This is a genomic window from Fictibacillus fluitans, assembly GCF_030418125.1.
GTDB classification, from domain to species: domain Bacteria; phylum Bacillota; class Bacilli; order Bacillales; family Fictibacillaceae; genus Fictibacillus_C; species Fictibacillus_C fluitans.
In genome coordinates, this window is record NZ_JAUHTR010000024.1 from 1 (window position 1) to 13447 (window position 13447).

A 13447-nucleotide genomic window follows, 5' to 3' on the forward strand; every position below is an offset into this window, starting at 1 on the left:
GTTAAAAGGCCGGGCTTTTGGTTCATTAGTTTTGCATCACGAAATCTTTTTCTGCGGTTTCTTCACCGTCAAAAACGCGCAAGGTTTCATACTTCGTATTGCGCTGGGCCGGAATTTTACCGGCTTCACGGATCAGACGCAGGGTCAGGTTCGTATTTACTTTATGAGTGGTTCCTGCTGCTGAAACCACATTTTCCTCCATCATGGTGCTTCCGAAATCGTTGCAGCCGTAATGAAGGGACTTTTTGCCCACTTCAGGCCCCATTGTTACCCAGGAAGACTGGAAGTTGGAAATGTTATCAAGGAACAGGCGGGAGATTGCCACGTTTTTCAAATACTCTCTTGGTGAAGTTTTTTCCCCTTTTAAGTTGGTATTATCCGGCTGGAACGTCCAGGAGATGAAGGCAAGGAAGCAGTTGGTTTCATCCTGTGCGTCGCGTACCCGCTGCAGATGCATGGCCCGTTCTTCAAAGGTTTCACCAAAGCCAATCACCATCGTAGCAGTGGAATGAAGCCCGACTTTCTTCGCCGTTTTCATGCACTCCATCCAATCTTTCCATGATCCTTTCAACCGGCTGATTTTTTTTCTCGTCCGGTCGTCCAGTATCTCTGCTCCTCCCCCAGGAAGTGAATCAAGTCCTGCTGCTTTCAGCTCGGTCAGCACTTCCTCAAGAGTCAGCCCGGAAACCTCAACCATTTTCCAGATTTCTGCCGGTGAAAAAGAGTGCATTGTAATATCGAAGCGCTTCTTAATATTGCGAAGCAGGTCAGTATAATAAGAGAACGGAAGGTTCGGATTGGTTCCACCCTGCATCAGGATTTCAGTCCCGCCAACATCCAGTGTTTCCTGAATCTTTTGGAAGATCACCTCATCATCCAATACATAGCCTTCTTTGCTTCCGGGCGGGCGGTAAAACGCGCAGAAACGGCAGTATGTATCACAAAAGTTTGTATAGTTGACGTTTCTCCCGATTACAAAGGTTGTAATCGGTTCCGGGTGCCAACGCTTCATAATTACGTCGGCCGCTTCCCCCATCTTTTCCACTTCATCACTTTCATACAGAGCAACCGCATCTTCGACGGTCAAGCGTTTGCCATCCAGTGCTTTTTGCAAAATCGCATCAATGCTCATTTATATTACCTCCAGTTACGGAACATCTTATGTAGCATTCTATAATCCTATCATAGTTTCATGAAATTTGTGAAGCAAACAAACAGGCAGCCTACCTTCACAAAACACGGGCGGCCCAAGAAGTCTGGCAGCCGTAGATTTCCGTTCCAGGTCGCTCGCTTTCCATGGGGCGTGCGGTGAGCCCACAGGAGTCTCGCTCCTTCCACTATAATCAACTTTTCATGGAAGCTTTTTACGATAAAAAAGAGGCCACCTGAAGGTCAATTTTTGACTTTCAGGATAGCCCCGATTTTTTTATGATTATCCTCTTCCTGCCTGGAAGGAAGGATACAGCGTCATGCCGCCGTCAGCTACAAGTGTATGGCCTGTCACATATTTGGATTCTTTTGAAGCGAGCCAGACAGCTACAGAGGCGATTTCTTCAGGTTCACCGATATAACCCATTGGTATCAGTTTTTCCACGTCTGCCTTTTTCCCCGGATCCGCGAATTTTTCAGCATTGATCGGTGTGTTAATGGCACCTGGCCCAATGGCATTTACCCTGATTTTCTTTGGCGCATATTCCATGGCAAGGGTTTGAGTCATTAACTTTACGCCGCCCTTACTTGCTGCATAATGGACAAAATGCGGCCATGGAATGATTTCATGAACACTTGACATGTTAATGATATTGCCCTCAATGTTATGCTTCAGGAAGTAATCAATGGCTTCACGGCAGCCGATAAACTGTCCCGTAAGATTGGTGGAAATGACTTTATTCCAGTCATCAAGTGAAAGTTCATGTGAAGGAACTTCATTTTCAATCCCCGCATTATTGATAAAAACATCCAGTGTGCCGAATGTCTTCACAGTTTCCTGAACCATCCGCTTAACATCTTCCTCTTTTGATACGTCTGCCTGAATCCCAATCGCTTCTCCGCCAAGGTCTCTTAATTCCTGCAGAAGCTCTTCCAATTCATTTCCTTTGTCACTTCGGTAATTGATGACTACTTTCGCTTTTTCTTTAGCAAACCTTTCGGCGCATGCTTTTCCAATGCCAGTAGTTGAACCTGTAATTACAACAACTTTTCCTTCTAAATCTGTAAACATAACTTCATCCGCTCCTTAAGATTTTGTAAATCCGAGCATAACGCCGCCCGCAATAATGAGTAAACAACCCGCAATAACAAATATGACCTGGCGTTTTGACTTCTTTTCCTTCAAGATGAAAATCCCGCCAAGCGTGGATATGATAATCCCCGTCTGGGATAATGAAAAGCTCGTCGCCACACCGATTTTGGGCAAGGAAAGCAGCAGTGTAATGTTTCCTGCGCTCCAAATCAGCCCTGTTACTATGTTTCTTAATGCAAATTTATTAAACGGTTTCCCTGTGAACGTGAGAAGTAAACCACCGACAAACATACCTACTGCCTGGGGGAGAATGGCTTCCCAGCCACCGATTTTAAACCAATTTACAATTACCACATAGCCAACATAGCCCGCTGTTGAAAGCAGGAGAATAAGCAAGCCCTTTTTGGTGCTTCCCCCGCCGTTTTCATTGCTTTTATCTTTAATGGACGTGAAAACAGCCCCCAAGATGATCACAACGATCGCAATGATTCCAATAATAATTTCAGTTTTTGTTTTCCACTCATGAAAAACGAGCACCCCAAACAAGGTGGTTCCAAACAGCTGCATCCCGGTAGAAAGAGGAACAGCCTTGGACACACCAAGATGATCAACACTCGCAAATTGGAACCGCTGGCCCACGACCCACAGGGCACCGGATATTACGCCAATCGTTAAAACAAATGTATTGATATCGGGTGAGACAATAAAAAACGTGATGACGGAAAAAACCAGAGCGCCAAGGGTCATGCCAAGGGTCTGGCTGTAAGAGTCTCCCCCCAGTTTTTGGCTGACCAGCACAATGCTTCCCCAGCACACGGCAGTAACTACTGCTAAAAGTATTCCCATATTCATTTCCTTTCTTTCTGCTGATTCTATAGATGATAGTATTAGCATCTTCCCCCAGAATCATCAGTTCAAACAAAAAACCTTTGCCAATGAATGGCAAAGGTTTTCGTTTCTTTATTGTAACGACCTGAAGTTTTTGTCTCCGCCGATAAAAACCGGAACAGTAAGGTGGCGGATCCGTTCCATAATTCGTTTCCCCTTTGCCTCCTCGAGGCCTCCCTTTTGGGAGTAGGAAAAGTGCTCTTCCAGCAAGGAAAAATCATAATTGGAGGTATATAAGGTCGGCAGCCGTTCCATCATGCGGTATTGCAGAATGACACCGATAATTTCATCTCTGACCCAATTGGTCATATTCTCCGCTCCGATATCATCCAGCATCAAGACAGGAACAGTTTTCAGCAGCTCCATTTTTTCATTGAATGACCCATCGGAGAGACTGTTTTTCATTTCCCGTAGAAATTCGGGAGTATGGACTAGCAGCGAAGAGATCTGGCGCTCTGCCAGCCTGTTCGCAATCGCTCCGAGAAGATAGGTCTTTCCAACGCCGAATTTCCCGTAAAAATAAAGTCCTTTGCATTCCTCGCCAGCTGCCACCTTTTTTACAAACTCAGCAGCGGATCCAATCGCCTCTTTCCGGTCCTGATCAATACTGTGCAGCCGGTCGAAAGAAGCCTGGAGAATATCCCTTGGAATAAAATAGCTTTTAATTAGAGCGGTCATCGATTTTTGCTTCTCATCCTGCTTTTTCAAGAAGCATTTCTCATAAAAGATTTCTATCTGATCTTTATCCGCAGTGAGCACAGGCTGGTAGCCCTGCATCAAATTCGGGCATCGTTCAAGACCCGGGCAATTGTCGCAGTTATGCCTTTCCTTGGAGTACTCATACAGCTTGGTGAGCCCTTTTTCCAGGTTGACTTCGTTGATGCCAGGGTTCGCTTCCATAAAAGAAGCGACATACGGATCTTGGAGTATCTGCTGCTTAATACGGTCAAGCTGCCTTCTAAGCTGGTCGTACCCTTCCATCTTTTTTACAGCGTCAGTAATGGATTCCAATGTTGATCCCCCCTTTAAATTTCTTTAAGCAAGTTTTCCAGCCATTGCTGATTTTGCTCTTCTTCTTCATTGATGTTTGGACTGGACTTCTCTGCAGGCGCGTTTTCTTCCTTAAGCCAATCCGGCAGTCTTGGCGCCTTTCTTTGCGATGTATTTCGCTGAAAGGATGTATTTTTCCGTTCCTGCCAGTCTTTGTATTTCTTTTGCTCGGAACGGGCGAGTGCCATCGCTTCGGGCACCGTTTTTACTTTTTTTCTCGCCCAGTGGCTGGCGATTTTTTCGACAAATGACCGGGTAAGCTTTAGGTCGTTCGTTTTTAATACATAATCGATCAATACGTTTACGACGCCCGGGGTCAATTTTTGCTCAAGGATCAGGTAGCTGACAATATTCAGGTCGGCTTCGGCCGGCCTTGTTCCTGACTGATGCTCGAGCAGCTGAAAAGGAGACACCTCTTCAAAGTATTTTATCATTTTCTCTTCTTCAGTCACAGGTTCGGCACTCATGGTTTTCAAACCGTGCGGCTGGGTCCGGAGAGCCATTTGCGGAAGCTGGTTATTGTTTTCAATCCGGTACCATTTCTGAACTTCTTTTCGAAGATTTTCTTCGGTCAGCTCTCCATGAATATGGTAGGCGCTCTGAATCTGCCGGCTCATTTCAAGTGGTTCCATTTGATACACATAAGCGAGCTTCACAATTGCTTCCCGGATGGCAGGCGTAATCACCTCTTTGGGCAAAATAAAGCTGGAAATGCTTGAAACGAGCAAGTCAAAATCAAATTCCTCTGCTGAAATGTCCAGCGTCCTGCCCGGCATACGATCCGTCAGCCTTCCGTTGGCGCCTTCCTGAATTTCCGAATACGTTCCGGTGGTCATCTCCGAAGGATGCAGGGAGGCGAAAATATCGCTGAACGATGCGGTAACCTCTTCAAAATCATCCGCTTCCGCTTCTTCCCTCACAAAATGATCCCTCATCTCGCAATACTTGGATTTCCCCAGCCGGTTGTACAAATAAATATTAAGCACTCCATCATTGAAAAAAGCAGCCGGAGAAAGCGGAGTCTGCAATTCATACAGAAAAAGCTTTGATTCATTTTCTTCTTTTTTATAGGTTTTCAATAAACCAATGGCTTCGAGCTTCTTGCGTGCTGCGATAATATCTTTTAATGAAAACTGGGTAACATTCATCAGGCGCTGATGAGTTTGGGGGTTTTCAGCCTCCATCTCTGCATCACACCAGAATGTCATATATAAACTATAGGCAAAAGCCCCTATTAACGGCTGGTACAGCATGGTCAATACTTTGCGGTCTACATCATGAAGATAGCCGCTAAATTGAACCTCATATGTATCCACCGGGACAATTTCTTTCCAGTGTACACTCATGGTTCTCACCTTTCAAAAAAAAATTTCTGTTGTTGCAGAGGATATAGAGCCCTTTCGATAAAAAAAAGCGTAAAACCGGTTCTGTCTTACGCAGGTCAGTGCTCGTCTTTTTTTATCAGATCCTTCAGTTCCTGAATAAATACATTAATGTCCTTGAATTGCCGGTAAACCGAAGCAAATCGGACATACGCTACTTCGTCCGTGTCTGCAAGGTAATCCATGACTTTTTCGCCGACTTCCTGGCTGTTAATCTCAGATGTCCCCTGGTTACGGAGATCTTTTTCTATATTATCCACGATATTTTCAAGAACTTCCAAGGGAACAGGGCGCTTTTCACAGGCCTTAATGAGTCCGCGGAGAATCTTTTCCCGGCTGAATTCTTCCCTTGTACCATCTTTTTTTACAACAATGAGCGGTATTTCTTCAACGGTTTCAAATGTGGTAAATCGATAGTTGCATGATTCGCATTCACGTCGACGGCGAATCGATCTTCCTGAATGAACGGGTCGGGAATCAAGCACTTTTGTACCGTTATATTGACAGGACGGACAACGCAATGCAGATCAACTCCAAAAATTAATGTTCCTCTACTATAATTCTATCTTAGACAAAAGGAGGGCGGGTGACAAGAATTAATTGTTTTCCATTAATGATGTTCCGATATATTCAAGCTTTCCTTTTAGTTCTTCCGTTACATTGGCAATCACTTTTTTACTGTAACCAAAGTCAACAGGAAGGGCAGACTCCGTGGAAACATTGAAATCGATAGCGGTACGGTAGGGCCTGAGACTGGTGGCGGTTACAACAACAAACGCTTTTCGGGGTGAGAGGACTTGAAAGGACAATTCGCCTCTTTCCTTGGACGAGCCGAGCAGCTTGTAATTCTGTTTTTGACGGACTAATTCTTCCACAGCATCCATGACATTATTGCGGTTGGCCTTAAAATAAGGCGTTCTGAGCAAGGGGTCATAATGTTTTTCGGAAGTTTCTGAATTATTTTTCAAAATGTTTTGCAAACGTCGTAGCATGGTCTTCCTCCTCAGGGTTGTTATTTATAGAATAACATGTAAAAAAAGAGGTGCAAATTACACACCTCTTTTTTATTTGACTTTTATTATTGATTAGCGGCAACTTTATTTTTAACTATGACAGGACCCATTCCACGCGGAACCTCTAAATTTTCACGGCTGTTTGCTTCCAATGCCTGTGAAATATAATCAGCAGCCACATTCGGATCAATTCGATCCCCACAAGTGTATACGTCAATGCTTGCATAACCATGCTCTGGAAAACTGTGGATGGTCAGATGAGATTCTGAGATAATGACAACTCCGCTAACTCCGTGCGGTGCAAATTTATGAAAAGCCACCTCACGAACCTCTGCGCCTGCTCTCAAAGCAGCGTCAACAAACGTTTCTTCAATAAATCTCATGTCATTCAGCTTCTCACTGTTACATCCCCATAATTCGGCAATTACGTGTCTTCCCATTGTATCCATAATAGCATAGTCCCCCTTAAAAAATTTTCATGCCTTCAAGCATGCGGTATTGAACATCTACCACGGGGGAAAGTTAGTCCTAAGAGGTCCTAACCCTTTAAGTAGAATCCAACGCCTTGGTTTGCTTTATTTGAAGTTCACGAATCATAGTATACTTGTTTTAATTTTTATTTGCAATAACCTGATTCAATTTTTTCTGTGAATATTATATATGGAAAGTATTCGCACGACTTAGCGAAATATCGTACGGAGACACAAAAAAGAACAGCACCGAATAATTCGGTGCTGTCAGATGCCTTCCTCTGATCAGGAAGGAATTTTAATATTTTCTTTTTGTTTAAGACCTGCGGCAACCAAACCAGCCAGATCGACAACACGGCAGGAATAACCCCATTCATTATCATACCATGCCAGCACTTTCACTTTTCTGTTCTCTATTACCATGGTAGAGAGTCCGTCAATAATGGATGAATTTTCATTTCCGTTGTAATCAATGGAAACCAGTGGCTCATCACTATAGCCAAGGATGCCCTTCAAAGGTCCGTTTGCAGCTGACTTCAGAACCTCATTGATTCTCTCTTCCGTCACATCTGTTTTAAGGTCGGCCACAAAATCCACCAGTGACACATTCGGAGTAGGCACACGCAGCGCCATACCGTTGAGCTTGCCCGTAAGATGAGGCAGCACTTTGGCAATCGCTTTGGCCGCCCCTGTGGATGTAGGGATAATGGACTGCCCGCATGCACGCGCACGGCGAAGGTCTTTATGTGGATTATCTATATTCTTTTGGTCATTTGTATAGGCATGTACCGTTGTCATCATTCCTGATTCAATGCCAAACTGGTCATCCAGCACCTTTACCACCGGTGCAAGGCAATTGGTCGTGCAAGATGCGTTGGAAATAATATGGTGTGTATCCGGGTTGTAATCGCTCTCATTCACGCCCATAACAATGGTTACATCCTCATCTTTTCCCGGGGCGGTAATAATCACTTTCTTTGCGCCCGCCTGCAAATGATAGCCAGCGGTTTCCTGGCATTTAAATTTCCCCGTTGCTTCGATCACAATATCAATACCCAGCCCTTTCCAAGGGAGCTCTCTTGGATCACGTGAATTAAGAAGCAGAATCTTTTGCCCGTCCACCATTAAGTATCCTTCATGGGCAGCGACTTCACCTTTATAAGTTCCATGGATGGAGTCATACTTTATCATATGTGCCAGCGTTTCAGGAGGATAACTGGCATTGATCGCCATTACATCAAATTCATTATTTTTTTCCATCATTTTTCGAAAAACCATTCTTCCGATTCGCCCGAGTCCATTAATCGCTACTTTTGCTTTCATGGTATGCTCCCTCCAAATATGTGTTATACTCTTTTCTCTCTTTTGCTATGATTAGTATAGCATAATTGAACTAAAAAAGAACACTATTTTGTAAAAACGGGCTAAAAAATAACCCTCTGCCTAATCAGAGGGTTAAATCATGTTCCATTCGCGAAGCTGGGTCTCCACTTTGTCTTTTAATTCTTCCAGGGAACCAGTATTCATAATCACTGCATCGGCAAGCTGCACTTTATCCTTTAGCGGCATTTGCGCCGCGATTCTGCTTTTTGCTTCTGCTTCTGTAAAGCCGTCTCTGTCCATTAGCCGTCGTAATTGGATTTCTTCATCTACAAAAACAAGTAGGGTCCGGTCTACCATGTGTGTCAATTCGCTTTCAAATAACAATGGAATATCCAGAACAACATGCGGATGTCCATCCTTTAAATGCGCTGCCGCCTCATTTTTCATCCCCATGCGTACGGCCGGGTGAACAATCCCGTTCAGCACCATTCGCTTTTCCTCGTTTGTAAAAACAATGCTTCCCAGTTTTTTTCTGTCGATGTTCCGGGCTTCATCCAGAATATCTTCTCCAAACTGCTCCACAATTTTTTCATAGGCCGGATGGCCCTGTTCCACAACCTGACGCGCAATAATATCTGCATCAACAACTGGCAGTCCATGGCTCCGCAAAAGATTGGAAACTGTGCTTTTTCCACTGGCAATTCCGCCGGTCAGGCCGATAATCATCCGTTAACATCCCTTCATTACAATTTCAGCAAGCCAATAATAATCAACAGTATTCCCGGAAGAAACGTTAATTTTTTCATCCAGGTCACTCTGGAGACCGCAAACCCAAGTTTAATGCCGGCCAGTACGAAAATGGAACTCATCGCTGCCACCGTGAACGCCGTCATGACAGGCGGCATATCGACCATGGCCGCCCCGATGCCTGCACCAAATGCATCCAGTGAAAGGGCAACACCGAGAAGCACCGCCTCCCAGCCATTGATGGATCCCGATTTATCCAGATCCGCAATCGCCGGCTTTTTTAAGATCTGTATCATAATTCCGAGTGATTTTATTTCTAATTTTACAATAGTCTTCTCTTCGGGTACAGCTTCAGCCTTTTTGTCAGGCTTGGCAACTTGAAACAAAAAATACGAACCGAGGCCCAGCAATATCAAGCCACCTGCCATTTGACCCGCCTGAGGGGACAAAAAGCGTTCCAGGAAATGGCCGAACCCCATGGCCGCAAAAAAAGTAATGGCGGAACAACAGGAAATGATCAGTACTGATTTGACTGGTATTTTAATTTCCTTCATTCCGTAGGTTAAACCCGTACCAAAGCTGTCAAGGCTGACAGCAAACGCCAGCAAGAGCATCGAAAAGGATACCATGACTCTGAAAGCTCCTTTCATACCACGTATTGCAGTATATGAAAGGAGCCTGGCAACTGTTATTTCTGGCACTTGCGGCAAAAATGGGTCCCTCGCCCGGCCACGACCGACCGGTTGATTTCTGAGCCGCACGTTTTGCAGGGCTCACCCTTTTTTCCGTACACAAACAATTCAAGCTGAAAGTTTCCCGCTTTGCCTTCTGAATTGGTATAGGAACGGATCGTGCTGCCGCCTTTTTCAACTGAGTTCTTCAGGATGGATACCATATTTTCGTGAAGCTTCTTTAATCGTGGAAGAGACACTTCATTTGCTTTCTTTTCCGGATGAATACCGGCAGCAAACAAAATCTCATCCACGTAAATATTGCCAAGCCCGGTAATCAGGGACTGGTCCAATAGCACAGCTTTGATACTCCTGCTTGTTTTGGAAAACATTTTTTTCATGACCGAAGAAGTCAGCTCCGCCGAAAAAGGTTCATACCCGAGCTTTGATAACGGCTGCTCTTGTTCCTCTTTTCCTACGGGATAAAGATGCATGGTTCCAAATTTCCTTACATCCCGGTAACGAAGCTGTGTGCCATCCGTAAATGAGAAAAGAACATGGGTATGTTTATCCAGCGGATCATCCAGCTGATTAACCCCATATTTCCCCTCCATCCGCAAATGGGACACCAGAACATCATGATCAAGGAAAATTTTCAGGAATTTCCCTCTGCGCTCCACATTCTGAATCGTCTGTCCCTGCAGCCGGAGCTTGAACTCATCCAGCTCGGGATGTTTTATGATATTGCTCCAAAGTACACTAACCTCTTTAATGGTTTTTCCCCCAACAAGCCGGTTCAGTGTATTCTTTACATTTTCAACCTCTGGAAGTTCTGGCATTTGTTTCACCTCTAACCAAACGGAAAACAGCCCCGCGGCTGTTTTCCGTTTTGCTTTCTTTTATTTTGCGTCGTACCATGTATCTCCGTGATTTAAATCCACTTTTAATGGAACATCAAGGCCCAGTGCCGATTCCATAACTTGTGGAACAAGCTGTGAAAGCTTCTCAATTTCATGTTCAGGTACTTCGAAGATCAATTCATCGTGCACCTGAAGCAGCATCAGGGCTTCGAGCTTTTCTTCTTTTAATACCCGTTCCATTTCCACCATGGCTTTCTTGATAATATCAGCTGCAGTCCCCTGAATCGGTGTATTCATAGCCGTGCGCTCCGCAAAACTTCTGAGATTGAAGTTTCGGCTTGTAATTTCAGGAAGATACCGGCGCCTGTTCATCAGCGTGGATACGTAGCCATCCTGTTTGGCCTGGCGGACAATGGATTCCATATATTCCTTCACACCCGGAAACGTTTTTAAATATTGTTCAATAAATTCTCCGGCTTCTTTTCTCGTGATATTCAAGCTTTGAGACAATCCGTAATCACTGATTCCGTAAACAATTCCGAAGTTTACGGCTTTTGCGTGCCTTCTCATTTGGGAGGTTACATCCTCCATCTCAACATGGAATACATCCATGGCCGTCTTCGTATGAACATCCATTTCCTTTTTAAAGGCTTCCATCAGGTTATCATCCTGAGAGATGTGGGCAAGGACCCGGAGTTCAATCTGAGAATAGTCGGCCGAAAGGATTTTCCACCCTGGTGTGGACGGAACGAAAGCTTGTCTGATCTTCCTTCCTGCTTCAAGCCGGATCGGTATATTCTGCAAATTGGGCTCTGTTGAGCTTAAGCGTCCGGTCTGGGTCAAGGCCTGATTAAACCGGGTATGAATCTTGTCCGTCTGTTGATCCACCACTTTCAGGAGACCTTCAATATAGGTCGAGCTCAGCTTGCCGAGCTGCCGGTAAACAAGGATTTTCCGGATGATTTCATGCTTGCCTTCGAGCTTCTCCAGCACATCCACAGAGGTGCTGTAGCCGGTCTTTGTTTTTTTGATGGGAGGCAGATTAAGTTTTTCAAATAAAATTTCACCAAGCTGCTTTGGAGAATTAATATTAAAAGCCACACCGGCAAGTTCATGAATTTCGGCTTCCAGTGCATTCAGCTGCTCTGTCAGCTCCCGCCCCATGGCCTGCAATCTTCCTACATCCACCTTAACACCTGTCGTTTCCATCTCACCAAGAACGAGCGACAATGGAAGCTCAAGATCAGCGAACAGCTCATATTGTTCATTCTTCTTCAATTCATTCGTGAGCTTTTCCTGCAGTACATAAATACTGTTTGCTTTGCGGACCATATGCTCGGAGAGTACGCTTATTTCGGGTACCTTTCGTTTGGCCCCCTTTCCATATACCGCTTCTTCTCCATCGGTGTCATGGATGCCATAGCGCTTGGCGATCACGGCCACATCATCACCTGAATCTGACGGGTTGAGCAAATAAGACGCGATCATCAGGTCAAACTTTACTCCCTGAAGTGAAATATCGTTCCAGTCCAATGCGACGTATGCTCTTTTCGCATCGAATACATATTTTTCTTTACTTTCATCCTCCGCCCATTTCTTGAATTCGGGAGAAGAAAGCGCAAGGTCTCCCGGAATGTAAAACTTTCCGTTTTCATTCACGATCGCCAGGCCGTTTACCGGCGCCCGGTGATAGGTTTCAGGTGTCGTTTCAACGATCAAGGCCGCCGGAGACGATAGAATTTTATCATTCAGCGCCTTCGCTTCTTCAAATTCGATCGTCTCTTTTTCTTCTTCACTCACCATCTCCTGCCCGGTGTCTCCCCCAATCCGTTCAAGAAGGGAGTTAAATCCGAGGTCCTTGAACAGCGGAAGGAGCTGCTCTGGCTCATACCCTTTGTATACGGAATCCTCCAGAGAAACTTCAATGGGAGCTTCATGCGTGATGGTCGCCAATTCCTTGCTCATCAATGCCTGCTCCTTGTTTTCGCTCAGCTTCTCTTTAAGCTTGGCTCCAGACACCTGGTCAATGGAATCCAGTGTTTGTTCCAGTGAACCGAATTGTTTGATCAGTTTGATGGCTGTTTTCTCCCCGACTCCCGGAACACCCGGAATGTTGTCGGACGGGTCGCCCATGAGGCCTTTCATATCGATAATCTGATGTGGTGTTAGGCCATATCTCTCTTCTACCTGCTTGAGATCGTAAGCTTCAACTTCAGATATGCCTTTTCTCGTTAGCGTAACCTTTACATTTTCTGTTACAAGCTGGAGTAAATCCTTATCTCCTGTATAGACATTCACAACCCAATCACCTTCTGCGGCCTGTTTGGAAAGGGTGCCAATGATATCATCTGCTTCATAGCTTTCAAGCTCGTACCGCTTGATTCCAAAACCGTCCAAAAGCTGCCGGATCAACGGGAATTGCTCAGAAAGCTCGGAAGGCGTCTTTTGACGGCCTCCTTTATACTCTTCAAATGTTTTATGCCTGAACGTAGTTTTGCCTGCGTCAAAAGCCACAAGCACATGACTTGGTTTTTCATCTTCCAAAATGCGAAGAAGCATTGTGGTAAATCCATAAACGGCATTCGTGTAAACGCCTTTGTCGTTATTGAGCAGAGGAAGTGCAAAGAACGCCCGGTAGGCGATACTGTTTCCGTCAATCAATACTAATTTATTTGCCAAAATGATACCCCCTGATCGGTTTTTCTGTTTATATTGTACCATCCGTTTCAATGAAAACAAAATAACGGAGCGACCCGTAAAGCTGCCTGGTGCGCGCAAACAAAAAAAGAGAGAACCCGGAA

13 protein-coding genes are annotated in these 13447 nt (G+C 44.9%); all 13 read right to left on the reverse strand.

What is annotated here, in order from left to right; genetic code table 11:
- Positions 1-25 precede the first annotated feature (25 nt).
- The gene (mqnC, locus tag QYB97_RS23655) at positions 26-1132 is read right to left on the reverse strand and encodes a cyclic dehypoxanthinyl futalosine synthase (RefSeq protein WP_301168464.1); all 1107 of its coding nucleotides are present in this window, start codon (positions 1130-1132) and stop codon (positions 26-28) included.
- 300 nt (positions 1133-1432) lie between these two features.
- On the reverse strand, positions 1433-2221 hold the full coding sequence (locus tag QYB97_RS23660; protein ID WP_301168465.1) for a glucose-1-dehydrogenase: 789 nt from the start codon (positions 2219-2221) through the stop codon (positions 1433-1435).
- Between the two features lie 15 nt (positions 2222-2236).
- Positions 2237-3088, reverse strand: a complete 852-nt coding sequence (locus QYB97_RS23665; RefSeq protein ID WP_301168466.1) for a GRP family sugar transporter — start codon at positions 3086-3088, stop codon at positions 2237-2239.
- Positions 3089-3202: 114 nt separating this feature from the next.
- Positions 3203-4141 carry a primosomal protein DnaI gene (dnaI, locus tag QYB97_RS23670; protein WP_301168467.1) on the reverse strand — a complete coding sequence of 313 codons (939 nt, stop codon included), beginning with the start codon at positions 4139-4141 and terminating at the stop codon, positions 3203-3205.
- Positions 4142-4155: 14 nt separating this feature from the next.
- Positions 4156-5526: a replication initiation and membrane attachment family protein gene (locus QYB97_RS23675; protein WP_301168468.1), complete on the reverse strand. Its 1371-nt coding sequence runs from the start codon at positions 5524-5526 to the stop codon at positions 4156-4158.
- Positions 5527-5621: 95 nt separating this feature from the next.
- Entirely contained in the window at positions 5622-6083 is a 462-nt protein-coding gene (nrdR, locus tag QYB97_RS23680; protein ID WP_090234903.1) for a transcriptional regulator NrdR, read from the reverse strand.
- Positions 6084-6158: 75 nt separating this feature from the next.
- Positions 6159-6554, reverse strand: a complete 396-nt coding sequence (locus QYB97_RS23685; protein ID WP_301168469.1) for a cytosolic protein — start codon at positions 6552-6554, stop codon at positions 6159-6161.
- 86 nt (positions 6555-6640) lie between these two features.
- Positions 6641-7024: an adenosylmethionine decarboxylase gene (gene speD / locus QYB97_RS23690; RefSeq protein WP_301168470.1), complete on the reverse strand. Its 384-nt coding sequence runs from the start codon at positions 7022-7024 to the stop codon at positions 6641-6643.
- A 306-nt stretch (positions 7025-7330) separates the two neighbouring features.
- Positions 7331-8368, reverse strand: coding sequence for a glyceraldehyde-3-phosphate dehydrogenase (locus QYB97_RS23695; RefSeq protein WP_301168471.1), 1038 nt, complete (start codon positions 8366-8368; stop codon positions 7331-7333).
- A gap of 132 nt (positions 8369-8500) precedes the next feature.
- Positions 8501-9094, reverse strand: a complete 594-nt coding sequence (gene coaE / locus QYB97_RS23700; protein WP_301168472.1) for a dephospho-CoA kinase — start codon at positions 9092-9094, stop codon at positions 8501-8503.
- A gap of 17 nt (positions 9095-9111) precedes the next feature.
- Positions 9112-9744, reverse strand: a complete 633-nt coding sequence (gene ytaF, locus QYB97_RS23705) for a sporulation membrane protein YtaF (RefSeq protein ID WP_301168473.1) — start codon at positions 9742-9744, stop codon at positions 9112-9114.
- A 59-nt stretch (positions 9745-9803) separates the two neighbouring features.
- Positions 9804-10625, reverse strand: a complete 822-nt coding sequence (gene mutM, locus QYB97_RS23710; RefSeq protein ID WP_301168474.1) for a DNA-formamidopyrimidine glycosylase — start codon at positions 10623-10625, stop codon at positions 9804-9806.
- 60 nt (positions 10626-10685) lie between these two features.
- Positions 10686-13325 (reverse strand): DNA polymerase I, encoded by a 2640-nt coding sequence (gene polA / locus QYB97_RS23715; protein WP_425589840.1) that lies wholly within the window; start codon positions 13323-13325, stop codon positions 10686-10688.
- Positions 13326-13447: the final 122 nt, after the last annotated feature.